This is a genomic window from Streptantibioticus cattleyicolor NRRL 8057 = DSM 46488 (genome assembly GCF_000240165.1).
Lineage (GTDB): Bacteria > Actinomycetota > Actinomycetes > Streptomycetales > Streptomycetaceae > Streptantibioticus > Streptantibioticus cattleyicolor.
Genome location: NC_017586.1, coordinates 2,640,234 through 2,664,907, shown reverse-complemented (window position 1 = coordinate 2,664,907; position 24,674 = coordinate 2,640,234). Strand labels below are relative to the sequence as shown.

Here is a 24,674-nt window from a genome sequence, read left to right as displayed (position 1 = left end):
TGGAACCATGCGCTTGCGCGGGTCACCTCTTCGGGTGTGATTCCCCGACCGCTGCGGTTATCTGGGGTGCGTGAGCTGCACTGATCTTCGTGGAGTCCTTGAAGCCTGGGTTACGATCCAGGCGTAAGGAGAACCACCTGCAGTGCCAGCACCACGTAAGTACCCCGATGAACTCCGCGAGCGCGCCGTCCGCGAGGTCCGCTCGACCGGCCGCCCAGTGACGCATGTCGCCCGCGACCTCGGCATCCACAAGGAGGCCCTGCGGTCATGGGTTCGCCAGGCCGAGGCCGACGCCGGCGAGCGCGACGACCGCCTGACCAGCTCCGAGCTGGAGGAGCTGAAGCAACTCCGGAAAGAGAATGCCGAGTTGAGGCGGGCCAACGAGATTCTCAAGGCCGCCAGCGTGTTTTTTGCCCAGGAGATCGACCGTCCCCGGACGAGGCCGAGCAGGTGATCGACCACCTGCGAGACAAGGGCCTCGGGGTCGATCCCGTCTGCCGGGTGCTGGGCTTGTCTCCCTCGACGTACTTCGCGCGCAAGACGCGACCGAAGTCCGCCCGCCGGTTGCGTGATGAAGAGCTGATTCCGCTGGTCACAGCCGCGTGGGAGGACTCCGGCCGCACCTACGGCGCCCGCCGGGTCACCCGCGCGCTGGTCCGCGCCGGCCACGCGGTGGCCCGCTGCACGGTCGAGCGGCTGATGCGGGAGCTCGGGATCGAGGGCGTCATCCGCGGGCAACGTCGTCGCACCACGGTCCCCGAGCCGACCGCGCCGCGTCCGCCGGATCTGGTCAACCGGCGGTTCACCGCCGAGCGGCCGAACCAGCTGTGGTTGGCGGACCTGACCTACATCCGCACGTGGTCGGGCTGGGTCTACGTGGCGTTCGTCCTGGACGCGTACTCCCGCCGGATCGTGGGCTGGCAGGCCGCCACCCACATGCGCACGGACCTGCCGCTGGACGCACTGGAGATGGCGCTGTGGCGGCAGCAGATCAAGAAGGACGCCGGCCTCATTCATCACAGCGACCGCGGGTCGCAATACGTGTCCATTCGCTATACGGAGCGATTGGCCGAGGCCGGCGCCTCCGCGTCCGTGGGCTCCGTCGCCGATTCGTACGACAACGCGATGGCCGAGGCCTTGAATGGCACATTCAAGGCCGAACTGATCGAGCATCAGGGCCCGTGGCGGGACTTCGACGAAGTCGAGCGGGCCGTCTTCCAGTGGGTCGCGTGGTACAACGGTGAACGACTCCACTCCGCCCTCGGCTACCTGCCACCCGACGAGTACGAACAGGCGTACTGGGCGAGACCGGAGCAAGTCCCACAGACCGCTTGATCACACGATCGCGGACTCTACGAAAGTCGGGGCAGCTCACAAACAGCGGAATCGCGATGGCGAGGTCCACGCCCCGGTGCGTTCGGTGCGACCAGGGGCGCCAGCGCTCCGGCTCCGAATGGGGCTTCGTCATGGTCGCAGGCTGCCGAGCCCGGCGGCGGTGCGCATGAGTATGCGTACTCAACTCTGGGCCGACGCAACGGCAGATGGTTGCTGCTTGCTCCAGTCCCGCCACCAAGTCGCTGTGGTCGGCGGCGCCGTCTCGTCGAGGTCCCGGCCCCGCCTGGCCGAACGCAAACCGGCGGTACCGGTGTCCGCCGCCGTGCGCGGAGCCGCCATTCCCGTCCCTCTGGCGCCGTCCGAAACCATGCGCCTCGTCACGTCCCCCGTTCGAGTGATCCGCCTCGCCGGTACCGGTGCCGGTACGCCCTGAGACGTTCCCGCTCGCCCCCAGCCCCGCCTTCCCGTAGGCACCTCACTACACTCGGTTGTCAGACCGCGATCAAACTCGTGAGGGGTAGGACGATGGCGGATCCGAAGAACGAGTACGCGTCGATGGAGTCGGCGGCCCGGGGCATACGGGCGGCGATGGCCCATCTCGCGGGGCCGGCCAAGCGGGGGCGACGAAACGACCGCGCTGACGACGATCGCGGACGTGCTGCGCAGAGTGGACGACTCGCTCGCGGTGAGGCGTGGGGCAAGGAGTAGCTGCGGTGGTCGACCTGAACCCGTTGCACTGGATCAACAAGATCAACGAGTCCATCGGGCACTCCATGGCCGATGTGCTGGAGTTCATCGGCATCACCAACCCTGCGGTGGATCCCGACGGGATCCGCGAGGTGGCCCGTCACTGGAAGGCGCTCGGGGACGCGCTGGACGACGCCCACTGGCACGTGGGCCAAGCCCTGGGCGATCTCCGTTGGGAGGGCAGGGCGGCCGACGCCTTCCACGCCCGGGCGGTGGAGGTTCGCGACCAGTGCGAGAAGACGGCGAAGGCGTGCCATGACGGTCACGACCAGCTGAACAGGTTCGCCGACCAGGCACACGAGTTGATCTCCGAGATCGGCAAGCTGTGCGCGGAGATCCTGGAGTTCGAACTCGCCGCGCTGCCGCTGTCGCTGCTGACCGGCCCGCTGGCCGAGGTCGCCTCCAACCTCGCGGCGGGCGAACGCGCCGTCAAGATCACCGCGTTGATCGCCCGCATCGCCGAAGCCGCCCGCACCGTCGACCGCGCCGCCGAAGCCGTCCTCGAATCCCTCGGCACCCTCGGCCGCGCCTTGAAAGCCCTCACCCCCATCGCCAAAATGGCCGCCGGCGGCGCGGCAACCACCCTCGGCTACGACGCCATCGTCAACCCCGACCGCCTCCGCCACGCCGACACCCTGGAGCAGGACGTCGAGATCGGCGCCCTGCTCGGCATCATCGGCGGCGGATTCGGCAAGGGCATCCAGGGCATGCTGAAGGGCCTCGGCCCCCGCATGGTCCCCGCGTTATCAGACGCCGGATTATTAGGAGAACTCGGCGGCGAAGACGTCGCAATCTCCCGCCTCGGCGCTCTCATGCGAGAGGAAAACCTCCCACCCGAGCCCGGCTCCGAACCGCCCCTCACCCCCGAACCCGTTCCTCCCGAAAACCCGCCGGACCTCCTCGCCGAGTACGAATCGCGGAGCGACCCGGACGCTCTGGAAAAATACGACCGCATCCGCGCCATGACCGACGACGTCGAGCGCATCGCCGAAAACTGCGGCATCGCCCCCGAAATCGTGACCAGAGCCAAGGAAAACCTCTTCCTCAAAAAACACGACGTCCAGTTCGGCCCCGGCAAGACGGTGCGGAACGTCTACTTCAATGCCTACGACGAGTTGGCGAGCGTCTGGCTCAAGGCAAGGAATTGGAACGTCCGGCCGAACACGATCGGGATGGTTCGGGGGCTGATTGCCCATGAGTATGTCGAAGGTCGCCTGATGGAGGCGGGGGTACCGTACAGCTCGGACGACCCGAGTCGTTGGGTTGCTCAGCCCGTGAACTCCCGGGGGAACGTGGGGGCTCACGAACTGTCTCCCCTGTCTCTCAACGGCTGGCCAGTTACACTTGAGGGCACCTTGAAGCATTGGAAACTGCTTGGAATCGAGCCGCCCAGTGCTCCAGTGACGGACGATCTGTCCAACCTTGACGTAGTGGTCGACTCTATCTTGAAATGGTGGAAATCGGCATGAGTGGCAACTGTGCTGAAACCATACTGAAGCGACTGTTTGCCATCAAATGGTCGAACATGGAAGGGTTCAACCGTCACGAGGCGTCGCGTACGGCACTGATGGCAGAGTATCTGCGGCGTGCCGCAACCTGGGCGAACGAGTTGGGCGGCGCCGACAGGTGGCCCTTCTTCGACATTGCCGGTCGTGTCGCTCCTGCGGTCCGTGCGGATCCTGACCAAGCCGACAGGCTTGAGAGGTATCTTGAAGAGAACGTCGGAGGCTTCTCCACGGAGAACGCCTGCCGTTGGGCGCTGCGTTGGGCAACTTTGCGCGACGTTCAAGGAGACCATCTGCCTCGTCTCGCAGACCCCTTTGAACCGCTCATTCTCATGTACGAACGCGGTGGCGAAATCGTGCCCGATGAGACGCGGTCCTTCAATTTCGGTACTCGTGTAGTACGCGCGCTGACCTGGCAGGAACACCTCTCACCCGACCCCATCGTCTCCCTCGACCCCGCCACCCTCGACGCCCTGGATGCCGAAGAGAGTTGATCCCGCCGCAGGGAAAGTGCCATGGGATATGCTGTTGAGATTCGCCGGACACACCTGGACGTCGGAACAGCCATCTATTCCTGGCAAGCGACCTACGACGCTGCGGGATATGTCGTTTTGGATCGCGACTCCGCAACCATCCGTCCTTGTGACGCCGACGGCCGGCCCAAGGGGGAGATGCGCCTGAGTCGGAGCGTGGGGTATGTGGAGAACGCCGTTCCCTCAAGCGTGGAACAGTTCGTTGTCGTCGCGGCTTCCATTTTCAGGTCGTGGCGCGACGAGGAGCCGCCGCGGACCGCTCACCGATACTTCGGTTGATCCGCTCTCAGCGGTAGGGGTGTCGTAGAGCGGGGAGCGAGTACGAGAGCGCCAGGTGGACGAGGAGCGGGAACGGCGGAGGCTGGAAAAATGGGCATCGGAGAGTCGCGAGTGTCTTCTCGCCTTCGCCGATGCGCTGGAGGTCGATCGCACCGTTGTGGAGGCTGATCCACCGCGCCTTCTGCCGTATCTGGACCAATTCGTCGAGTCCCTGCCGTTCGACGAACTTGAGGAGGACGACTGGATCTGGTTGACAACCAGCACGGCAGCGTTCCTGAGCGAGGCCATCCCTGCATACCGGACGGGCTCGGTGGGACGTTGCCGAGGCATCGTCCGGACGGGACGTACCCGTCTTGCGGGTGCGGGGGTACGACGGCGAAGAGCGCGCGGTCGCACCTTTCGAGTACGCCACCCACGAACTGAGGCAACGGCCGCCGGTGTTCACGCGGGCTCTCGCAGGCATGAGGATCCAAGCCGGGCTGGCGCCCGATGTCGACGGTGACGACAGTGCCTGGATCCCCGAAGCGCGGCCGATGGATTAGGAGGCTCCGCCGGAGCCGTCGTCAATCGCGGGCCACACGGTCATCTCACCCGGCGGTGGCCCGGCATCCTACGTAAGCGGCTACGAAATGGGGGGCAAGTTGGCTGAGGCGATGCTGGAACGTCTGTTTGTCATTGATTGGCGAGACAGTAAGAACTCGATCCAGCACAATGTGTCGCGCGCGAAATTGATGCGTGAATACCTTCGGCGTGCTGCCCTCTGGGTGAATGAGTTGGGTGGCACCGACAGATGGCCCTTCTTCGACATCGCCGGACGCATCGCGCCGTCGGTGCGCACGAATCCCGATCTCGCCGCCAGGCTGGAGCGGTACATCGAGGAAAATGTTGGCGGCATTTCCACGGAGGACGCCCTCCGCGCGATTCTGCGTTGGGCCACCCTGCGTGACGTCCACAAGGGCCAACTGCCCTACCCGAACGACCCGTTCGAGCCGCTGCTGGTGATGTACGAGCGCGGTGGCGAAGTCGTCGCGGACGAAGCCCGGTTCTTCAACTTCGGCCACCGATCGGTCCGCCTGAAGCCCTGGCCCCAACACCTCTCACCCGACCCGGTCGTCTCCCTCGACCCCGCCACCCTCGACGCCTTGGACCGCGAAGAAAGCTGACCGCCGGAGGAGACCCCCGGGGCGCGGACGCGTTACCCGCACACAGGCGGTGCGGACGGGCACGGCGGGTGAACCGATCGCCGAAGCGGAGCGCTGCCAGCCCGCCGCCCCGCGAGGCCACTTGGACAGGGAAAACGCAACTTCGACAGGACCCGCACAGGCCGCTACCTTCACCTGGTCCTCGGCGATCGCCCGCCCGCGGCGGGACGAGTTGGTCGCGCCCCGTGGACCCTCATCCCCGTGCGTAAGCCACCGAACCAGGGAGAGACGCATGCCCCATCTCGCGCTGTACACATTCAGCGTCCTGAAGTCACCTCTCGCCGATCCCGCACCTCTCACGGACGAGTTCTACGACATCGGTGAGGCCGTCTACCGGGAGATCGGTCAGCGCTCCGGGTACCTCGCGCATGCCGAAGCGGCGGACGCGGAGCGGGGCGTGCTCTTCGGGGCGGACTGGGGTGCGTGGGGAGAGTTCACCGTACCGACCTGGTACGGCAAGGGCCGTACGCGGGAAACCACCGCCCTGGCCGCGACCCTCTCGCTCTGGACCGGCCTGCGTCCCGCCTTCGACGCCATCTACACCGGTCTGCACCGTGCGGCGCTGAACAGGCGTTACGACTGGTTCGAAAGGACGGGGCACCCGAACTACGTGGCCTGGTGGGTCTCCGACGACGCAATACCCACCTGGCGGGACGGGGTGTCCAGGCTGCAACACCTCCATGACCACGACCCCGCACCGCACGCCTTCACCTTCCACCACGCGTTCGCCCCGGACGCGACCCCGGCCAGGCTCAAAGGGAACGGATACGCCTGATCCGGTCGCGCACGATCTGGAACTCGAACACGGTCCCGCTGGTGCCGTGTTGCTGCGCCACCAAGCCCGGCCATCCTCGTTCTCGGAGGGCACACGGTGATCAGCGGTCGCTCCACCGGTCGGGCACGAGGGCAGGGCCGGCCCGCGCCCGTGCGCCGTGCGAAGCTCCCACCTCTGCCGTTGAAGCCTGGTTCACAACCCCCGAATGGCTTCCTCCAAACCGGAGCCGTAGGAGGCCCAACAGATCACCGAGCCGTCATCGCCGAGATGCCCTATGAACCAGTCGCCCTCGTCTCGCACGAGGCACAGGTTGTGGAAGGAGAGGATGACGTCGGGCTGGAGGGGGGTGCGGTCGGCACGGACGTAGTCCTCGACAACAACGAGTCGGTCGAGGGAGAGTACGGCCGCTTCGCGGTCGCCTGACACGGAGCGCACGCGCTCGATCGTCCACCCGTCGGGAAGTGCTGCGTTCACCGTCGCATGGTCGCAGTGGTGTGGTCCGACAGCTATGCGTTTACGGCAGCGCCCGGACTCTTACCGCGCGCCGGACCGCGCCGTCGTCGTACCTCGTGCCTGCGAGAACTCCCCGCGCCCCGCGCGGAACTCCCGCACCCCCACCCTCACCAACCCCGCCACCCCCCTCGACCGGCTCTGCGGCGGCCATGCCAGCACCGTCGTGACGGGCGGCGCGTCCACGACCGGGAGGGCGGCCAGCCCCTCGCGCAGCTGGGTGCGGCACGATTCCGGCGCGATCCAGCAGGCGCGGCCGAGCGCGATGAGCTGGAACAGTTGCGTATGGTCCCGGGCCTTCGGGCCGGGGCCGTCCGGGTACGTACCGTCACGGCCGGGCCATCGCGGTACCGGCAGGCCGGGAAGATCGGTGACCTCGGCCATCCGTACGTGGTCGCGTCCGGTCAGGGGATGCCCGGCCGGAAGCACCACCACCTGCCGCTCCACGCGTAGTTCCTCGGTGTCGAATCCGGCGGTGCCGTCGTACGGCAGGTGCAGCAGGGCCACGTCGGCCCGGCCGTCGCGCAGCATGCGTTCCTGCTCGCCGATCCCGCACAGGAGCAGGTCGACGGTGACCGCGTCGGGCTCGGCGGCGTAGACGTCGAGGAGTTCCGCCAGCAGGTCGCCGGAGGCGCCGGCCTTCGTGGCGAGGACCACGCCGTTCGTGGGGTGCGCGGCGCGGCGGGTACGGCGTTCGGCGGCCTCCACCGCGTCGAGCGCCGCCCGGGCCTCCGCGAGGAGCACCGCCCCCGCCTCGGTCAGGGCGACCGCGCGACTGGTGCGTTCCAGCAGCGTGACGCCCAGGCGCCGTTCGAGCCGGCTGATCGCCCGCGACAACGGGGGCTGCGCGATCCCGAGCCGTAGCGCGGCCCGCCCGAAGTGCAACTCCTCGGCGACGGCGACGAAGTACCGCAACTCCCGGGTCTCCACGCCCACATCGTACGAGCCCGCATCGATACCCGTGCGGTATCGATGCCCACCCGATCGGTGTTGGCCGTCCTCCACCGGGCCCGACCAGGATGATCCGTATGAGCGAACAGACCATCGCGCTGGTGACCGGCGCGAACAAGGGCATCGGATACGAGATCGCCGCCGGCCTCGGCGCCCTCGGCTGGCGGGTCGGGGTCGGCGCCCGGGACGAGGAACGGCGCGGGACCGCCGTGGCGAAGCTGCGGGCGGCCGGCGCCGACGCGTTCGGCGTACCGCTCGACGTGACCGACGACGCGAGCGTGGCCGACGCCGCCGCGCTGATCGAGGAGCGCGCCGGACACCTCGACGTACTCGTCAACAACGCTGCTATCACGGGTGGTTCGGCCCAGATGCCCACCACCGCCGGCCCCGCGGTGGTGCGGGCGGCCGTGGAGACCAACGTGATCGGCGTCATCCGCGTCACCAACGCGATGCTGCCGCTGCTCCGCCGTTCGCCGTCGCCACGGATCGTGAACATGTCCAGCGGTGTCGGCTCGCTGACCCGTCAGTCCACCCCCGGCGCCGAAACGGGCCCGATCGCCGTCGCCTACGCGCCGTCCAAGACGTTCCTCAACGCCGTCACCGTCCAGTACGCCAAGGAACTGCGCGGCACCGGCATCCTGATCAACGCCGCCTGCCCCGGGTACTGCGCCACCGACCTCAACGGCTTCCGCGGCGTCCGCACCCCGGAGCAGGGCGCGGCGATCGGCATCCGGCTGGCGACCCTGCCCGACGACGGCCCGACCGGCGGCTTCTTCGACGACGAGGGCGAGGTGCCATGGTGACCCGGAGTCCCGGTCGTCTCAGCGACCGGTGGAAGACGCCTCCGCCGAGGCCTCCAACAACAGATCGCGCAGGGCCACGGCGGTCCGCGACGGCTCGGCGGGGGTGAGGACGACCTGGTCGACGGTGGTCGACGGGCCGGTGATCGGGATGACGCGCAGGCCGGGCGGCTGTTGGTCGAGCGCGGAGCCGACAGTGATGCCGACGCCCGTGCCCGCGGCGACGTGGGCGGCGATGGCGTGCACGCTGTCGGCGGTCCTGATGATGCGCAGGTCGGCCCCGCCGATGTGGAAGGCGGCGAGCAGGCGGTCGCACAGACCGCTGTTGATCTGGTGCGGCCAGGTGAGCAGGCCGGTGGCGGACAGTTCGGACGCGCTCAACTCGGCGCGTCCGGCGAGCGGATGGGCCGCGGGGACGAGCGCCATGAACCGCTCGGCCGACAGCACCCGAGCCCGTACCCCGGTGACGCCGTCGGTCGCTCAGCCGATGCCCAGCCCGATCGTCTCCGCCCGCAAAGCGGGCAGCTGGGCCGTGGTCGGCATGGCCTCCGGCACGATCGTCACGTCCGGGAACCGTTCGCGCAGCTGCGGCAGGCAGCGCAACAGCAGCTGATGGCCGGTGTATTCGGCGTGGGCGACGACGAGGGTGGTACGGGCCCTGTCCCCGGCGGCCAGGGAACGTCCGCGCTGCTGGAAACGGCGCAGCTGGGCAAGGGCGGCGTGGGCGTCGGGCAGCAGCGCCTCGCCGAGATCCGTCAGTGACACCCGGCGGCTGGTGCGGTGGAACAGCCGCCCGCCCAGGCTGCTCTCCAGCCGCCGCACCGCGTCGCTGACGGTGGGCTGCCCCCGGTGCAGACGCGCGGCGGCACGGCCGAAGTGGAGCTCTTCCGCGACCGCGACGAACGCTTCGAGTTCGATCCTCTCCACGGGGTCAGGCCAACGGCGTCACCGGTCGCTGCGTGCCGAAGTCCGGCGTTGATGCCGTGCCGTACGCGGGCCGTGATGGCCGGGTACGCGGGATTCCCCCACGAACGGGAGTGGTGAGCAGCGATGACGGTCGAGGACGTCGACCGTGCGCAGGACGTACCGGTGACCACGGTGACGGTGTTCTTCCACGCGGTGCACGGGCACATCCGGGTGCTGGCCGAACACCTCGCCGCCGGGGCGCGGCGGGTGCCGGGCACCCGGGCGCATCTCGTCGAGATCCGGGCCGAGGACGTCACCGCGGGCCGCTGGCACGACGCGGAGGTGCTGGCGCTGCTCGACCGCTCCGACGCGATCGTCCTCGGCTGCCCGACGCTGATGGGCAGCGTGTCGGCGGTGTTCAAGGCGTTCATGGAGCGCGTTCACCCCGTTCACCACGCAGGCGTGGAAGGACAAGCTGGCCGCAGGGTTCACCATGTCCGCCTCGCAGAGCGGCGACAAGCTGACGGTGCTGGAGCAACTGGGCGTTTTCGTCGCGCGGTTGGGCATGCGGTGGATCGGTGTGGGCGACATGCCGGGCAACAACTGGAGCGGCGGCTCCCGCGACGACGTGAACCGGCTCGGTTCCTGGCTCGGCCTGATGAGCCAGAGTCACGCCGACCAGGGTCCGGAACACGCCGGATACCGCGGTGACCTGATCACCGCCGAGCGGTACGGCGAACGCGTCGCCCGGCTGACCCAGCGCTGGGTCAACGCCGTCCCGTACGAGACGCCCCGCATGACCGAACACCAGGCCCGCGCCCTGTCGGCCTCCCTCCGGGATACGGACGCCGCCCCGTCGGCGTTGACCGGCGCCTGACGGCGGGGACCCCGGCCGGCCAGCCGGAAGGGCGCGCGAAATCGCTGGCGAACCTGGACCCCGCCGGTATCAACTCACCCCCGTAGTAGGTCGTTCGATACCGAGGAGTCACCGTGATCGTCGTCATCGGAGCCACCGGAAACGTCGGCCGTCCGCTGGTCGGCCAGCTGCTCGACCGGGGTGCCGCCGTACGCGCCCTGACCCGTAACCCGGAGCGGGCCGCCCTCCCCGAGGGGGCCCAGGTCGTACGGGCCGACCTCGCCGGGGCCGTCGCGTCCGGCAGCGGGCTCGGGCCGCTGCTCGACGGGGCCGACGCGCTCCACCTCAACCTCGCCGCCACCGGCCCGGAGGCCGCCCACGCGCTGGTGCGCGCCGCCGTCGAGGCCCGCGTCGGCCGCCTCGTGCTCCTGTCGTCCTCCTCGGTCACCGACACCGAGGCCGACGAGTCCAACTTCATCTCGAAGATGCACGTCACCGTGGAACGGGCGATCCGCGACTCCGGGCTGCCGTGGGTCTTCGTCCGGGCGGGGATGTTCGCCACCAACACCCTGGAGTTCGCCGAGCAGTTGCGCCACGGTGACGTGGTGCGCGGCCCGTCCGACGCGGCCGAGGTGTCGCCGGTGCACGAGGCGGACATCGCCGCCGTCTCCGCCGTCGCCCTCACCGACACCTCCGGCGGCCTGCTCGGCACCACCCCGGTCGTCACCGGGCCCGCCTCGCTCAAGCGCTCCGACCTGGTGCGCGCCATCGGCACCGCGCTCGGCCGCGAACTGCGCTACGAGGAGCTGAGCCACGAGGAGGCGCTGCGCGTGATGACCGAGGAGCAGGGCGTGCCGCGTCCGGTCGCCGAGGCCGTGCTGGAGTAGAGCGCCCGGCCCGCCGCCGCCGAGGTCACCTCGGACGTGGAACGGATCACCGGACGCCCGGCCCGCTCGTACGCCCAGTGGGTCGCCGACCACCTGGACGCGTTCCGGGTGCGCTGAACCCGATCGTTCGCGGGACGGATGAGTGACGCTCATCGATGAGCATCGCTTCACGTTGACCCGCAGAATATTTAACTGGACCTGAGTGGTCACGCTGGGTGATGGTGGTGTCATGACGACAGCAGACGCCACCTTCCCAGGCTTTCCCGGCGGCATCCATGTGCCGCTGGTCACGCCGTTCGCCGCGGACGGCTCGGTGGACGCCGGTGCCCTGGAGTCGCTCGCCCACGACCTCCTCGACCGGGGCGCCACCGGGCTCGTCGCCCTCGGCACCACCGGCGAGCCCGCCGCGCTCGACCCGGCGGAGCGCCGGCTGGTGACCGATACGGCCGCCCGGGTCTGCCGGGAGCGCTCGGCCCGGCTGACCGTCGGCGTCACCACCAACGACACCCGGGCCGCCGCCGAGGAGATACGCGCCCTGGCCGCGCTGCCGTCACCGTGCGCCGCGCTGGTGCCCGTCCCCTACTTCACCCGGCCCACCGAGGACGGCGTCGTCGCCCACTACGCCCACGTCACCGCCGCCGCGCCGGACGTTCCGGTGATCGTCTACAACATCCCCTACCGCACCGGCCGCACCGTCGGGCAGGCCACGATACGGCGGCTCGCCGCGCTCCCCGGTGTCGCCGGGATCAAGCAGGCGGTGGGCGCCGTGGACGCCGACACGGTCGCGCTGCTGGCCGACCCGCCGCCCGGGTTCGCCGTGCTCGCCGGCGACGACGCCTTCGCTCCCGCGCTCCTCGCGCTCGGCGCCGCCGGCGGCATCCTCGCCTCCGCGCACCTGGCCACCGAGTCCTACGTCCGCCTGCTGACCGCCTGGCGCGACGGTGACATGGCCCACGCCCGGGCCCTCGGCGGCGTCCTCACCGGGCTGGCCACCGCCGCCTTCGCGGAGCCCAACCCCACGGTGGTCAAGGGCGTCCTCCACGCCCAGGGACGCATCCCCACGGCGGCCGTACGGCTGCCGCTGCTGCCCGCGAGCCCCGCGGCGGTGGAGGCCGCCGCACGTCATGTCCACATCCTGGCCGACCGCGCCGGGAGCCCGGCTTTGGCATCCTTGACCAGAGCCTGAAAGCGAGAGAGACCGAGGGTGAAGCGAATGAAGGTCGGAATCGTCGGAGCGACCGGTCAGGTCGGCGGGGTCATGCGGCGCATACTCGCCGAACGCGCGGCGGAGGGCCTCGGCCTGCCGGTGGACGAGCTGCGGCTCTTCGCCTCCGCCCGCTCGGCCGGTCGCACGCTGCCGTGGCGGGACGGCGAGGTCGTGGTCGAGGACGCGGACACCGCCGACTACCGCGGCCTGGACATCGTCCTGTTCTCCGCGGGCAAGACGGCCTCCAAGGTGCTCGCCCCCCGCGTCGCCGAAGCCGGCGCCGTCGTGGTCGACAACTCCTCCGCCTGGCGCCTCGACCCCGAGGTCCCGCTGGTGGTCTCCGAGGTCAACCCGCAGGACGTGGCCGACCGCCCCAAGGGCATCATCGCCAACCCCAACTGCACCACCATGGCCGCCATGCCCGTGCTGCGCCCGCTGCACGAGGAGGCCGGCCTGGTCTCCCTGGTCGTCGCCACCTACCAGGCGGTCTCCGGCAGCGGCCTGGCCGGCGTCGGCGAACTCGCGGAGCAGGCCGCCGCGGCCGGCGACCGCGCCAAGGAGCTGACCTTCGACGGCGACGCCATCGCCTTCCCCGACCCCAAGGTCTACGCCCGCCCCATCGCCTTCAACGTGCTGCCGCTGGCCGGCTCGCTCGTCGACGACGGCTCCGGCGAGACCGACGAGGAGCAGAAGCTCCGCAACGAGAGCCGCAAGATCCTCGGCATCCCCGACCTGCTGGTCTCCGGCACCTGCGTGCGGGTGCCGGTCTTCACCGGCCACTCGCTCCAGATCAACGCCCGCTTCAGCCGGCCGATCACCCCCGAGCGCGCCCACGAGCTGCTGGCCGGCGCCCCCGGCGTCGCCCTCAGCGACATCCCCACCCCCCAGCAGGCCGCCGGCCAGGACCCCACCTACGTCGGCCGCATCCGCCGGGACGAGACCGTCGCCAACGGCCTCTCCCTCTTCTGCGCCGGCGACAACCTCCGCAAGGGCGCGGCCCTCAACGCCGTCCAGATCGCCGAACTGGTCGCCGCCGAACTCTCCTGACCCGGCGGCCCCCGCCCACCGCCGCCCCCGGCGCGTCCCCCCAAGGCGCGCGCCGGGAACGGCGCCGTCGGCTACCGTCAGCGCTCACGGATCCGGCCGACGGCGACCACGGCCGTGCGGAAGGCCGCGGAGATAGGGGGACCGGCTTGCCGGCGTTGGGCGCGGGGGAGCGGCGGAACGGCTCGGAAGCGAGCGAGCCCCGGAAGACCTCCGGTGCGGGGACGGGTTCCGGTGCGCGGGCTGGCTCCGGTGCGGGAACGTGGTGGCGGGTTCCGGGCGCCCGGACTGGCTCCGGTGCGGGGACGTGGCTGCGGATGCGCGCGCGGAGAGGTGCGGCTGAGGGGGAGCCGCAGTCGGCCTCCGGCACGGGGACGTGGTGGCGGGTTCCCGGTGTGCGGAAGGACGCGGCCGAAGGCGAGCGGCGATCGGATCCGGGCACGGGGACGCGCTGGCGGATCCCCGGCGCGCGGACGGGAGCGGTCGAGGCGGCGCCCGGCCGGGGCGCGGGTCCGGCGGAGGGTCTGCCCGGTCCCCGTACGGGTCCGGAGGAGGGCCCGCCCGGTCCTCGTACCTCCCCGGAGGGGAGAACGCGTGGTGGCGGGGGATGGTGGCGCGGGGCCGGGGCGCGCGGTCTCGCGCTGACGGTCCTGTGCTTCGCCGTCTGTCTCGCCCTCGGCCTCCAGCAATGGACCGTCGTCAAGCTCGGCGGCTTCGACCTGGGCATCTTCGATCAGGGTGTGCGCGGTTACGCCCACTTCGGGCTGCCGCGCTCGCCGATCAAGAACGTCCACCACGGTTTCCCGCCCGGCTTCTCCCTCCTCGGTGACCACTTCTCGCCGATCCTCGCGCTGCTCGCGCCGTTGTACCGGCTCTGGGACGACCCGCGCACCCTGCTGGTGGTCCAGGCGGCGCTCTTCGCCTGCGGGGTGCCGATCGTGCGGCGCGTCGCCGACCGGTGTTTCGCCGGTTCCTCGCCCCGCACCCGCCGGTACGCCGCCGACCTGGCCGGACTCGTCCACGCGCTGGCCTGGCCGCTGCTCACCGCGTCCCGGCGCGGATTCCACGAAGTCGCCTTCGCCGTACCGCTGTTGCTGCTGATGTTCGAGCGTGGGCTCGCCCGCCGCCATCGTGGTGTCCTGCTCTGCGCGGCGCTGCTGTGCTGCACCAAGGAGGACCTGGGGTTCGTGGTCGGCGTCTACGGTGTCGTCCTCGCCGTGCGCGGCCGGCGCGCCCGCGACCGCGCCACGACGGCGACCGGGGCGGCGCTGGCCCTGCTGGGTCCGGCGGCTTCGCTGGCCGCGATCGGCTGGGTGCTGCCCGCGATGGGCGGGGTGCCCGGGTACTACTGGAGTTACGACCGGCTCGGCCCGGACGCCGGCGCCGCGGTGGCCCACGTGGCGGCCCACCCCTGGCTGCCGCTGACCGTCGCCGCCGATCCGCCGGTCAAACTCGCCCTGGTGGCCTGGCTGTTCGGCACGCTGTTGCTGCTGCCGCTCGGTTCGGCCACCGCCTGGTGCGCCCTCCCGCTCATCGCCGAACGCGTGTTGTCGGACAACCCCAACCACTGGCCGGTGCTCTACCACTACGACGCCTTCGTCTGGCCGGTGTTGCTGGTCGCGGCGGTGGAGACCGCGGGACGCCTGCACCGCGGGGAACGCCGGAGGCGCCGGGAACGTCCGGAACGCCGGGCGGTACGCCGCTGGGCCCCGGCCGCCGCCGTGCTGTGCCTGGCCGCCGCGCTGCCCACCGGGCTCGCCGGGCTGGTCTCCCCCGGCGCCTGGACGCCCTCCCCGCGCGCCCGCGCCCTCGCCGACGCCGCCGCCCGCGTGCCCTCCGGCGCCTTCATCGCGGCCGACAACAACGTCGCCCCCCGCCTCACCGCCCGCGCCCGCGTCGTCATCGCCGACCCCGTACCCCGCGGCGCCGACTACGTCCTGCTGCGCACCGACGAACTCACCTACCCCTTCGACTCCACCGCCGGCCAACGCGCCCACGTCGCCCTGCTCCTGGCCCACGGCTACCAGCGGATATGGCAACGCGACGGCGTCGTCCTCCTCCACCGCACCGGTCCCGTCCAGGCCGTCCCCGGCGTCCGTCCGCCCGGCGCCCCCGCCCGCCCGCTGCGTGAACGTCCCCCGGCCCGGGGCGGGTGGAACATCTTCCACGGCTGAACGCCGCCCCGGCGGACGCGGTCAGGGCGCGGCGTCCAGCACCGCCACGGCGAGCCGGCGCAGCGTTACGGCCACCCGTTCGCTCTCGCCGCGCTCCAACGAGCCCATCAGATAAGGGCTGGCGAAGGCGGCGAGCAGCATGTGGGCGACCATCGGTGCGTCCAGATCGGGGCGTTCCCGCTCGATCAGCGCGCTGACGTGGCCGTGCCACGCGTCGTAGACGGGGTGGTCCGGTTCCCCCTCGGGCCGCTGCGGCCGGTGCGTGCCGGCGGCGTGGCCGAGCGCCGCCAGCAGCCCCTTGTTGCGGGCCACCACGTCGCAGACCGCGTCGAGGAAGGCCAGCAGCCGTTCCCGGGGCGGGGCGCCCGGACCCAGCGGCGGCGGACCCGTCTCCACCTGGTCGCGCAGCGCCAGGGCGCGTTCCTCCATCAGCGCCGTCATCAGCCCCATGCGGCTGCCGAACCGGTGGAAGAGCGTGCCCTTGCCGACCCCGGCCGCCGCCGCGATCCGCTCCATGGAGACCTGCTCGGGCCGGTATCGCGCGAGCAGGTCCTCGGCGGCGCGCAGGATCGCCCGGCGGTTGCGCGCCGCGTCCGCGCGCTCCCGGCGCTGTGTGCCCTCTGCCGTCCTCCCGTCCTCGTCTCCTCCGCCGCCCGTGATCCCGCACCCTCTTTTCGCAGCCGAGTTGTCACCACTTCCGTGTCGGCTGATCCTCGGCACAGCATCCTTCGGCCGGGGCCGGTCCCTTGCCGAGGGCGTCGGCTTCGGCCTTGACGACGTAGACCTCCCAGGGCTCGCGGCCGGGGCCGTGGACCCAGACCTTGTCCTGGAGCGCGTAGCAGCAGGAGGTGTCGTTCTCCTCGAAGGTGGCCAGACCGGCTTCCCTGAGGCGTTCGGTAGCGGCGGTGACCTGGTCGGTGGTGGTCACTTCGACGCCGAGGTGGTCCAGGCGGGTGTCCTGGCCGGGCTCGCCTTCGATGAGGACGAGCTTGAGCGGGGGCTCGGTGATGGCGAAGTTCGCGTAGCCGGGGCGGCGTTTGGCCGGTTCGGTGCCGAAGAGCTTGGCGTAGAAGGCCACCGATCCTTCGAGGTCGGCGACGTTGAGGGCGAGCTGGACTCGGGACATGACGATCTCCTCGATCAGCTTGTATCGATTGACTTCGATGCAAGCTTGCGCGGTGCATCGAAGAACGTCAACATAGAGGCATGTCGAATCAAGAGTTTGTGGTGCTCGGGCAGGACGGCCCGGACGGCTGCTGCCCCGGGCTGCTGACCGCGCCGCTGGCCGAGGATCAGGCTGTGGAGCTGGCGAGGGTCTTCAAGGCCCTGGGTGATCCGGTGCGGCTGCGGCTGCTGTCGATGATCGCCTCCCGGGCGGGCGGCGAGGTGTGCGTGTGCGACCTGACTCCGGCGTTCGACCTGTCGCAGCCGACGATCTCCCACCATCTCAAGCTCCTGCGCGAGGCCGGGCTGATCGCCTCCGAGCGGCGCGGGACGTGGGTGTACTACCGGCTGCTGCCGGAGATGACCGACCGGCTCGCCGGGATCCTCACCCGCCCCGCCGGGCAGCCCCTTCCCGAGCCCGTCGAGGCCCCCGCGTGACCGCCGGGACCACGGCGGGGCCGGTGGCGGGGCGGCTGTCCTTCCTCGACCGCTACCTGGTCGTGTGGATCCTCGCCGCGATGGGCGCCGGCCTCGGTCTGGGCCGCCTCGTCCCGGGGCTCGGGGAGGCGCTCGCAAAGGTGACGGTCACCGAGGTCTCGTTGCCGATCGCGCTCGGGCTGCTGGTGATGATGTATCCGGTGCTGGCCAAGGTCCGCTACGACCGCCTCGATGCCGTCACCCGCGACCGCCGCCTCCTGGTTCCGTCGCTGGTGCTGAACTGGGTGCTCGGCCCGGCCGTGATGTTCGCCCTGGCCTGGCTGTTCCTGCCGGACCTGCCCGAGTACCGCACCGGCCTGATCATCGTCGGCCTGGCCCGGTGCATCGCCATGGTGATCGTCTGGAACGACCTGGCCTGCGGAGACCGGGAAGCCGCCGCTGTCCTCGTCGCCCTCAACTCCGTCTTCCAGGTGCTCGCGTTCTCCGCGCTGGGCTGGTTCTATCTCTCCGTCCTGCCCGGCTGGCTCGGACTGGAGACCACCGGCCTGCACATCTCCGTGTGGGAGATCGCCCGCAGTGTCCTGATCTTCCTGGGCATCCCGCTCGCCGCCGGATACCTCACCCGCCGCCTCGGCGAGAAGGCCAAGGGCCGCACCTGGTACGAGACGAAACTGATCCCCCGCATCGGCCCGTTCGCCCTGTACGGGCTGCTGTTCACCATCGTCGTGCTCTTCGCCCTCCAGGGCGACGCCATCACCTCGCAGCCGCTCGACGTCGCCCGGATCGCGCTGCCGCTGCTGGTCTACTTCGCCCTCATGTGGGCCGGATCGATGGCGCTCGGCCGCGCGGCCGGCCTGGACTACCCGCGGACGACGACACTGGCGTTCACCGCGGCGGGGAACAACTTCGAACTGGCCATCGCGGTCGCCATCGCCACCTTCGGCGCCTCCTCCGGACAGGCCCTCGCCGGAGTCGTCGGACCGCTGATCGAAGTGCCCGTCCTCATCGGCCTCGTCCACGTCGCGCTCGCCGCACGCCGCTTCTTCCCCTCACCGACAACCGGCCTGACGGCCGCCATCCCGGAAGGTCCCGCCCGTGTCCGAAACCCGTAAGCCCTCGGTGCTGTTCGTGTGCGTCCACAACGCCGGGCGCTCCCAGATGGGCGCCGCCTTCCTCACGCACCTCGGCAAGGGGCGCATCGAGGTCCGCTCCGCCGGATCCTCCCCCGCCCGGACGGTCAACCCGGCCGTCGTGGAAGCCATGGCGGAGGTCGGCATCGACATCTCCACCGAGACCCCGAAGATCCTCACGACGGAGGCAGCCGAGTCCTCGGACGTGGTGATCACCATGGGCTGCGGGGACGCCTGCCCCGTCTTCCCCGGCAAGCGCTACCTCGACTGGAAACTCGACGACCCCGCCGGCCAGGGCGTCGACGCCGTCCGCCCGATCCGCGACGAGATCGAACACCGCGTCCGCGGCCTGCTCACGGAAATCGGTGTCGAACCCCGAGCGTGACAACTGCCGCCGCCCTGAGTTGTCCTCCGCGGAAGGGTCACGTGGCCGGCGGAGGCGCCGGTTCGGCGGGGTCGTTCCACCAGACGAAGACCTCGGTGCCCGGCTGACGTTCGGAGAACCGGTCCGCCGGGGAGACCTCCCGCAGCAATCGGCGCAGGTCTGCCTCGAATTCGACGCGGCGCGTGCCGAAGAGATGCGGAGCCGAGAACGACATCGAGAACACCCCCGCGACGACGTCGTCCCCCGTGCGTTCCAGCGCCTGCCCACCGGGAACGACATGGCGCTGAGGACCGGCGAACCCCGCCCGGGCGAGCACCGCGGCCTCACCGCCGGGCGTTCCCCGCGGCAGCAAGCCCCGGCCGGCCCGTCGGACCGGTCCGAGGTAGTGCCTGACCAGATCCTCGATCGCCGCGTAGGGCACCGCCGGATGGGGAAGACCGCCGACGGTTCGGGGCTGCGTCTTCACGTCGGAGACGTGCACCAGCGCCCCGCCGGGCTGGAGCATCTCCCGGGTGGTCGCCGCCACCAGGTCGCGATCCATCCAGTGGAAGGACTGGGCGAAGATCGCGACGGTGAACGTTCCAAGACCCGCCGGCAGATCCTCGGCCCGGGCCTGAACCCACTGCGCCTTCCCGGCCACTCCGCGCTCGGCGGCTTCACGAGTGGCTTCGGCGATCATTCCGCTGTCCGGATCGACGCCGACGATCTCGCCGAACAAGTGCGCCAGACTCAGGGCGAGGATGCCCGGTCCGCACCCCACGTCGATGAGACGGCCTCGCCCGTCAAGCGTCAGAACCTCGGCGAGCACGTCCGTCAGCCCGGGGGCGTAAGGGAGCCGTCCACGCCGGTAGTAGGCGGCTGTGCCCGAGAACAACGTGTCGTCCCATTCCCAGTCGGCAGCCACGTCCACCCACCGCCCTTCACGAGATCACGTGCCTGTCCGGCGGCCCACCCGGTGCACCGCACTCGGCGGGGACCGGCGCGGTCCTCCGTCACCGTCAGCCCATTCGACATCGACCAACCCCAGGGCCACCCCCACCCCCGGCTCGGCCTTCCTGTCGAAGCCGACCATGACAGGCGTGAAGCGGCGAGCCGTGCGGAGCGGGGGCTCGGCTCATCGATACGCCCCGGCCGTGGTGACCGTTGTCGCCGCGCGTCACCACACGGTCGCCGTGGCCGGAACGACACGGTTGCAAGCGGGGTGCTTGCAAAAGTTAGCAGGGCGTGGCACCGTCGGGGCATGGCGTCACTGAATGTCGGAAGCCTCGGCGAGTACCTGCGCGAGCAGCGCCGCAACGCGCAGTTGTCGCTGCGTCAGCTCGCGGACGCGGCCGGGGTGTCCAACCCGTACCTGAGCCAGATCGAGCGCGGGCTGCGCAAGCCGAGCGCCGACATCCTGCAGCAGCTCGCCAAGGCGCTGCGGATCTCCGCCGAGACGCTCTACGTCCAGGCGGGGATCCTGGACGAACGGGACCCGGACGGCATCCAGGTACGCACCGCCATCCTCACCGACGCGTCGATCAACGAGCGGCAGAAGCAGGTGCTGCTCCAGATCTACGAGTCGTTCCGCAAGGAGAACGGGGCCGAGGGCGCGTCGGTTCCCGGCGCCGCCGAGGAGGCCGGGCCCGCCCCGGCGCCGGACGAGGCCGCCTCACCGGAGAAGGCGCCCGCGCCGGAGAACACCACCCCGCGCAGGACGTCCGCCAAGAAGGCCGCCGCCAAGGTCGCCGACGCCGTGGCGGACGCGGTGGCCGAGACGGTCGCCGCGCGCAACCGGGTGCGGCGCGCGATACCCGCGAAGGGCGCCCCCGGCTCCGACCCCCGGTGAACGCGGTCCCGCGTCACCCCACAGACCACCCGTAACGCCATTTTCCGTACCGGAGGACCCTCATGGCGATCACCGACAACGTACGCAAGGCCCTGACCGACGCCACCCCGCTGTACGCGGCGGCCGGCACCGTCGATCTCGCGGCGGAGAAGCTCCGCGAGGTGCAGCCGCTGGTGGAGAAGTGGCGCGACCAGGCCCCCGAGCGGCTCAACAAGCTCAAGACCGCCGACCCCAAGGTCGTCCAGGAGCGGGTGACCAAGCAGGCCAAGGAGATCCAGGCGAAGATCACCGAGGCGATCGGCGGCGTCGAACTCGACCTGCGCAAGTTCCGCGACACCGCGCAGGGCTTCGCCCTCCAGCAGGTCGGCCGCGCCGCCGAGTACGCCGTCAAGGCCGGCGAGACCTACAACGGGCTGGTCGACCGGGGCCGCGAGGCCGTCCGCGGCTGGCGCGGCGAGGCCGCCGAGCAGGTCGAGGACATCGCGGTCGCGATCGAGCCGGAGCCCGCCTCCGACCCGGCCGCCGACGAGCCGGCCTCCGCCTCCGGCGGAAACGGTTCCGCGGCCCGCAAGCCCGCCACCGGCCGCAAGTCCGCCCCGGCGAAGAAGTCCCCCGCCGCCGAGTGAGATCCCCCGCCGGGTCCGGCGGGAATAAGTCATACCGCGAGCCGGGCACAGACGGGGTGCCCGGCTCGTTGACGCATTACGGTGGCGGTGACGGGGGTCTCCGGCACGATGGACGACGTGGAGGACGGCGTGCTGATCGCGGGGTTCTACAACATTCTCGGCTGGGTGTCCGTGGCCCTGCTCGTCTTCAGTGTGGTGGCCTTCGTCGACGCGGCGGTGCACCGCGAGGACGCGTACCGGGCGGCGGACAAGAAGACCAAGCCGTTCTGGCTGGTCATCCTGGGGCTCTCCGCCCTGGTCATGGGCATATTCCCGCTGCTGTCGTTCCTGCCGGTGATCGGGCTGGTCGCCACCATCGTGTACATGGTGGACGTACGCCCCGCCCTCCGGCAGGTCTCCGGCCGTGGCGGCGGTTACCGGCGGGGGAGCAGCAGCGACGGCCCGTACGGTCCGTTCCGCCGCTGAGGCCACTGAGGCCACTGAGGCCGCTGACGCCGCCGTGGCTGACAAGGCCGCTCGGGGCGCGGGGGCCGATGGCGCCGCGGGGACGGGCTGTGCGGGGTCAGGCGGGGGCGGGCGCCGTGCGCTCCAGGAGCACCACGGCCACGTCGTCCGTCAGCTCGCCGCCGTTGAGCCTGCGCACCTCGGTCACCGCGGAGTCCAGCAGTTCCTCGCCGCGCAGCCCGGCGCCGAGGCCGTCGTCGATCAGCTCGATCATGCCCTCGGTGCCGAGCCGGGCGGTGCCCTGGCCGACGCGGCCCTCGATCAGCCCGTCGGTGTAGAGCAGCAGGCTCCAGCGCTCGCCCAGCCCGATCCGCCCGCAGCCCCATTCCGCCTGCGGCAGCAGCCCGAGCGCCGGCCCGCCGGGCTCGTACCGCACCAGCTCGCACGGCCGGTCCGGGCGCAGCAGCAACGGCGCCGGGTGGCCGGCCAGATACAGATCGGCGTGACGTCCGTCGGGGGTGATGTCCAGGGCACACAGGGTCGCGAAGATCTCCTCGTCGGCCCGTTCGTTCTCCAGCACCTGCTGCAACGTGCCGAGCAGCCGGTCGCCGCTGAGCCCGGCCAGCGTCAACGCCCGCCAGGCGATGCGCAGTTCGACGCCGAGCGCGGCCTCGTCCGGGCCGTGTCCGCACACGTCGCCGATCATCGCGTGCACGGTGCCGTCCGGGGTGCGGACGACGTCGTAGAAGTCACCGCCGAGCAACGCGCGGCTGCGGCCGGGACGGTAGCGGGCGGCGAACCGCAGATCGTCGGCGCCGTCGAGCAGCGGGGTGGGCAGCAGGCCGCGTTCGAGCCGGGCGTTCTCCTGGTGGCGCAGCCGGGTCTCGGTGAGCTGGCGCTGGGCGCGGTCGGCGCGTTTGCGTTCCACGGCGTAGCGCATGGCCCGGTTGAGCAGCGAGCTGTCCAGTTCGTCGCGGAAGAGGTAGTCCTGGGCGCCGACGCGTACCGCCTCGGCGGCCAGCTCGGCGTCGGCCTCGCCTCCGGCCAGCGCGAGCACGGCGGTGTTCGGGGCCATGCGCAGCACCTCGCGCAGCACGGCGAGGTCGTCCGGGCCCGGGTGGTCGAGGTCCAGGTCGAGCAGGACGCAGGTCACGTCGTCGGTGAGCAGGCGGTCGGCCTCGGTGAGGTTGCGGGCGCGCCGGATGCGGACCCGGTTGCCGGCCGCGTCCTGCAACTGCGGTTCGGCGAACGAACTCGTGGGATCCTCGCCGATCACCAGCAGCGTGAACGGCACGGCGGCCCCGCGCTGCGCGGGCAGGCCGGGCGTGGCGGGCCGGGGCATGGCCCAGCCCCCGGCGTGGTCGGTCACCGCGCGGGTGCCCCGGTCCGCGTCCGGGATCACCGCGGTGACGCCGGCCGATGCCGGTGCCTGGGTCTGTGTCGGCACCGGTGCCGTACGGACGGCGGCGCGCTGGTCGGACGCGACCGCCTGGACGTGGTCTGACTGCCGGTCGGTGGACCGCCCGGTAGCGGACATGACTGCTTCCTTCCCTCCCCCGAGGGCGTGGCGGTCACCGTGACGGCGCCGCCCGGCCGGCCACCGGACCCCTCCGCGGTCCCACACCGGCACTGCCAGGCGACCATAGCGGCACTTCCCCGAAGCGCGGGAGAGCCACTTGGCACCAGGCCCGTGGCATATGCGCTCGTGACAAGGGGATTTTTGGGTACCCATGCTGATCTGGACATGACGCAGATCACGCCCCCCGGAGCCCTCCGGGAGCCCCCCGAGTGACCCCCCTCACGCGCCCGGGGCCGCCCGACGCGTCTCCCGCCCCGGCGGCGTCCCCGCACCCCGGCCTGCACCTCCCGGGGCCGCCCCCGGCGCACCCCTCAACCAGGGCGGACCGCCCCCAGGATCGGCATGGAGCCGGCGCCGGCCAGGGAGACGGGGCGGCCGGGGCGGGGGGCCTGGATGACGGCGCCGCCGCCGACGTAGAGGGCGACGTGGCCGGCGTCCGGGTAGTAGATGACGAGGTCGCCGGGGCGCAGCCGGTCGAGCGGGACGTGCGGCAGGCCGGCCCACTGCTCCTGGGACGTCCGCGGGATGGTGACCCCGGCCGCGGCCCAGGCCATCTCGGTGAGCCCGGAGCAGTCGTAGCTGTCCGGTCCCTGCGCCCCCCACTGGTACGCCTTGCCGAGCTGCGCCGTGGCGAAGGCCACCGCGCGGGCGGCGAGGGCGCCGGCCCCTCCCGCGTCCAGGTCCGGCCGGGCCCCGGCGGCGCCGCGCAGCCACGCCGTCTGCGCCTGGTACGCCGCCTCGTCCTCCGCCTCCCGCAGCCGTTGCCGGTCCCGCGCCCGCAACGTGGCCAGCAGCGCCTCGGCCTGCCGCAGCCGTGACTCCACCTCGCGCCTGGCGTCGGCCCGGCGGCGTCGCTGCGCGGTCAACCGCTCCCAGCCCGTCGTCGCGGCATGGGCGTACGCCGCCAAGTCGCGCTGTTTCCGCCTCAGTTGGAGCACGGCCGCCTCGGTGGCGCGGGCGCCCTGCTCGGCCACGCCCGCCGCGTCCAGGAACGATTCCGGGTCGGTGGCGAGCAACAGCCCGGCCCCGGCGGGGAGTCCGGCCCCGGCACGGTAACGGGCCGCGGCCAGCGCGCCGAGGCGCCGGGTGAGCCGGTCGGCGTCCGCCTGCGCGGCGACCACCGCGCGGGCGAGTGCCACCAGGTCCCGTTGCTGCCGTTCCACCTGCTCGGTCGCCGCGTCGTACGCCTCGGTGGCCACCTCCGCCTGCCGGTACAGCCGGTCGGTGGCGGCGCGGACGTCGGCGATCGTCCGTGGCCGCGCGGCCAGCGCCTGCCCCTGCCCCGGTCCCGCCGCGAGCCCGGCCACGCAGGCCAGCACCGTCGTGGACGCCACCACCGCACCCCGCACCCGCACCACGCCCACCTCCG

The 24,674-nt window shown here is 71.4% G+C and carries 25 protein-coding genes and 3 pseudogenes; 19 read left to right on the top strand and 9 right to left on the bottom strand.

Features of this window, described 5'->3' with window-relative positions; genetic code table 11:
• Positions 1–142: 142 nt before the first annotated feature.
• The 6 genes and pseudogenes from SCATT_RS39475 to SCATT_RS11795 all read left to right on the top strand — a co-directional run.
• Positions 143–322: pseudogene (locus tag SCATT_RS39475) on the top strand (transposase); the annotation flags it as partial.
• The gene (locus SCATT_RS11820; RefSeq protein WP_014142133.1) at positions 268–1,335 is read left to right on the top strand and encodes an IS3 family transposase; all 1,068 of its coding nucleotides are present in this window, start codon (positions 268–270) and stop codon (positions 1,333–1,335) included. The pseudogene SCATT_RS39475 and the gene SCATT_RS11820, both read left to right, overlap by 55 nt.
• A gap of 713 nt (positions 1,336–2,048) precedes the next feature.
• Entirely contained in the window at positions 2,049–3,551 is a 1,503-nt protein-coding gene (locus SCATT_RS11815; RefSeq protein ID WP_014143274.1) for a WXG100 family type VII secretion target, read from the top strand.
• Entirely contained in the window at positions 3,533–4,081 is a 549-nt protein-coding gene (locus SCATT_RS36310) for a hypothetical protein (RefSeq protein WP_014143273.1), read from the top strand. The genes SCATT_RS11815 and SCATT_RS36310 overlap by 19 nt, the downstream gene beginning before the upstream one ends.
• Before the next feature lie 971 nt (positions 4,082–5,052).
• The gene (locus SCATT_RS35665; protein WP_231905071.1) at positions 5,053–5,562 is read left to right on the top strand and encodes a hypothetical protein; all 510 of its coding nucleotides are present in this window, start codon (positions 5,053–5,055) and stop codon (positions 5,560–5,562) included.
• A gap of 271 nt (positions 5,563–5,833) precedes the next feature.
• A complete protein-coding gene (locus tag SCATT_RS11795; RefSeq protein ID WP_014143268.1) occupies positions 5,834–6,376 on the top strand; it encodes a DUF3291 domain-containing protein in 543 nt (180 codons plus the stop codon).
• Between the two features lie 192 nt (positions 6,377–6,568).
• On the opposite strand, the gene SCATT_RS11790 is transcribed toward SCATT_RS11795, so the two are convergent.
• On the bottom strand, positions 6,569–6,850 hold the full coding sequence (locus SCATT_RS11790) for a hypothetical protein (RefSeq protein WP_014143267.1): 282 nt from the start codon (positions 6,848–6,850) through the stop codon (positions 6,569–6,571).
• A gap of 60 nt (positions 6,851–6,910) precedes the next feature.
• Positions 6,911–7,816: a LysR family transcriptional regulator gene (locus tag SCATT_RS11785; protein WP_014143266.1), complete on the bottom strand. Its 906-nt coding sequence runs from the start codon at positions 7,814–7,816 to the stop codon at positions 6,911–6,913.
• A 98-nt stretch (positions 7,817–7,914) separates the two neighbouring features.
• Between SCATT_RS11785 and SCATT_RS11780 the strand changes: the two genes are divergently transcribed.
• Positions 7,915–8,640, top strand: a complete 726-nt coding sequence (locus tag SCATT_RS11780; protein ID WP_014143265.1) for an SDR family oxidoreductase — start codon at positions 7,915–7,917, stop codon at positions 8,638–8,640.
• Between the two features lie 18 nt (positions 8,641–8,658).
• On the opposite strand, the pseudogene SCATT_RS11775 reads toward SCATT_RS11780, so the two are convergent.
• Positions 8,659–9,087 (bottom strand): annotated as a pseudogene (locus tag SCATT_RS11775) (LysR substrate-binding domain-containing protein); the annotation flags it as partial.
• A 30-nt stretch (positions 9,088–9,117) separates the two neighbouring features.
• A complete protein-coding gene (locus SCATT_RS11770) occupies positions 9,118–9,564 on the bottom strand; it encodes a LysR family transcriptional regulator (protein WP_014143263.1) in 447 nt (148 codons plus the stop codon).
• A gap of 123 nt (positions 9,565–9,687) precedes the next feature.
• On the opposite strand from SCATT_RS11770, the pseudogene SCATT_RS40735 reads away from it, so the two are divergent.
• The 6 genes and pseudogenes from SCATT_RS40735 to SCATT_RS11745 form a co-directional block, all read left to right on the top strand.
• Positions 9,688–9,975 (top strand): annotated as a pseudogene (locus SCATT_RS40735) (hypothetical protein); the annotation flags it as partial.
• A 61-nt stretch (positions 9,976–10,036) separates the two neighbouring features.
• Positions 10,037–10,420 (top strand): hypothetical protein, encoded by a 384-nt coding sequence (locus SCATT_RS39470; protein WP_014143261.1) that lies wholly within the window; start codon positions 10,037–10,039, stop codon positions 10,418–10,420.
• A 113-nt stretch (positions 10,421–10,533) separates the two neighbouring features.
• Complete coding sequence (locus SCATT_RS11760; protein WP_014143260.1) at positions 10,534–11,286, top strand: SDR family oxidoreductase; 753 nt, start codon at positions 10,534–10,536, stop codon at positions 11,284–11,286.
• A gap of 229 nt (positions 11,287–11,515) precedes the next feature.
• A complete protein-coding gene (locus SCATT_RS11755) occupies positions 11,516–12,472 on the top strand; it encodes a dihydrodipicolinate synthase family protein (RefSeq protein ID WP_014143259.1) in 957 nt (318 codons plus the stop codon).
• Between the two features lie 27 nt (positions 12,473–12,499).
• On the top strand, positions 12,500–13,540 hold the full coding sequence (locus SCATT_RS11750; protein WP_014143258.1) for an aspartate-semialdehyde dehydrogenase: 1,041 nt from the start codon (positions 12,500–12,502) through the stop codon (positions 13,538–13,540).
• A gap of 392 nt (positions 13,541–13,932) precedes the next feature.
• Positions 13,933–15,711, top strand: a complete 1,779-nt coding sequence (locus SCATT_RS11745; protein ID WP_231905070.1) for a DUF2079 domain-containing protein — start codon at positions 13,933–13,935, stop codon at positions 15,709–15,711.
• 21 nt (positions 15,712–15,732) lie between these two features.
• On the opposite strand, the gene SCATT_RS11740 is transcribed toward SCATT_RS11745, so the two are convergent.
• Both SCATT_RS11740 and SCATT_RS11735 read right to left on the bottom strand, forming a co-directional pair.
• The gene (locus tag SCATT_RS11740; RefSeq protein WP_014143256.1) at positions 15,733–16,431 is read right to left on the bottom strand and encodes a TetR/AcrR family transcriptional regulator; all 699 of its coding nucleotides are present in this window, start codon (positions 16,429–16,431) and stop codon (positions 15,733–15,735) included.
• Entirely contained in the window at positions 16,400–16,837 is a 438-nt protein-coding gene (locus tag SCATT_RS11735) for an ArsI/CadI family heavy metal resistance metalloenzyme (protein ID WP_014143255.1), read from the bottom strand. The genes SCATT_RS11740 and SCATT_RS11735 overlap by 32 nt, the downstream gene beginning before the upstream one ends.
• Before the next feature lie 80 nt (positions 16,838–16,917).
• On the opposite strand from SCATT_RS11735, the gene SCATT_RS11730 reads away from it, so the two are divergent.
• From SCATT_RS11730 to SCATT_RS11720, 3 genes are read left to right on the top strand one after another with little or no spacing between them, the layout of a single operon-like run.
• Positions 16,918–17,313, top strand: a complete 396-nt coding sequence (locus tag SCATT_RS11730; RefSeq protein ID WP_014143254.1) for an ArsR/SmtB family transcription factor — start codon at positions 16,918–16,920, stop codon at positions 17,311–17,313.
• Positions 17,310–18,425 carry an ACR3 family arsenite efflux transporter gene (gene arsB, locus SCATT_RS11725; RefSeq protein WP_014143253.1) on the top strand — a complete coding sequence of 372 codons (1,116 nt, stop codon included), beginning with the start codon at positions 17,310–17,312 and terminating at the stop codon, positions 18,423–18,425. The genes SCATT_RS11730 and arsB overlap by 4 nt, the downstream gene beginning before the upstream one ends.
• Positions 18,409–18,828: an arsenate reductase ArsC gene (locus SCATT_RS11720; protein WP_014143252.1), complete on the top strand. Its 420-nt coding sequence runs from the start codon at positions 18,409–18,411 to the stop codon at positions 18,826–18,828. Before arsB ends, SCATT_RS11720 begins: the two co-directional genes overlap by 17 nt.
• Positions 18,829–18,865: 37 nt before the next feature.
• On the opposite strand, the gene SCATT_RS11715 is transcribed toward SCATT_RS11720, so the two are convergent.
• Positions 18,866–19,732, bottom strand: a complete 867-nt coding sequence (locus SCATT_RS11715) for a class I SAM-dependent methyltransferase (protein ID WP_173405710.1) — start codon at positions 19,730–19,732, stop codon at positions 18,866–18,868.
• A gap of 336 nt (positions 19,733–20,068) precedes the next feature.
• Here SCATT_RS11715 and SCATT_RS39465 point away from each other — a divergent pair, with 336 nt between their 5' ends.
• The 3 genes from SCATT_RS39465 to SCATT_RS11700 all read left to right on the top strand — a co-directional run bounded on the left by SCATT_RS39465 (position 20,069) and on the right by SCATT_RS11700 (position 21,747).
• Positions 20,069–20,656 carry a helix-turn-helix domain-containing protein gene (locus SCATT_RS39465; protein WP_014627903.1) on the top strand — a complete coding sequence of 196 codons (588 nt, stop codon included), beginning with the start codon at positions 20,069–20,071 and terminating at the stop codon, positions 20,654–20,656.
• Between the two features lie 62 nt (positions 20,657–20,718).
• A complete protein-coding gene (locus tag SCATT_RS11705) occupies positions 20,719–21,282 on the top strand; it encodes a hypothetical protein (RefSeq protein WP_014143250.1) in 564 nt (187 codons plus the stop codon).
• A gap of 108 nt (positions 21,283–21,390) precedes the next feature.
• Complete coding sequence (locus tag SCATT_RS11700; RefSeq protein WP_014143249.1) at positions 21,391–21,747, top strand: DUF2516 family protein; 357 nt, start codon at positions 21,391–21,393, stop codon at positions 21,745–21,747.
• A gap of 97 nt (positions 21,748–21,844) precedes the next feature.
• On the opposite strand, the gene SCATT_RS11695 is transcribed toward SCATT_RS11700, so the two are convergent.
• Both SCATT_RS11695 and SCATT_RS40300 read right to left on the bottom strand, forming a co-directional pair.
• A complete protein-coding gene (locus SCATT_RS11695; protein ID WP_014143248.1) occupies positions 21,845–23,263 on the bottom strand; it encodes a PP2C family protein-serine/threonine phosphatase in 1,419 nt (472 codons plus the stop codon).
• 353 nt (positions 23,264–23,616) lie between these two features.
• Entirely contained in the window at positions 23,617–24,663 is a 1,047-nt protein-coding gene (locus tag SCATT_RS40300) for a C40 family peptidase (protein ID WP_014627901.1), read from the bottom strand.
• Between the last annotated feature and the right edge of the window lie 11 nt (positions 24,664–24,674).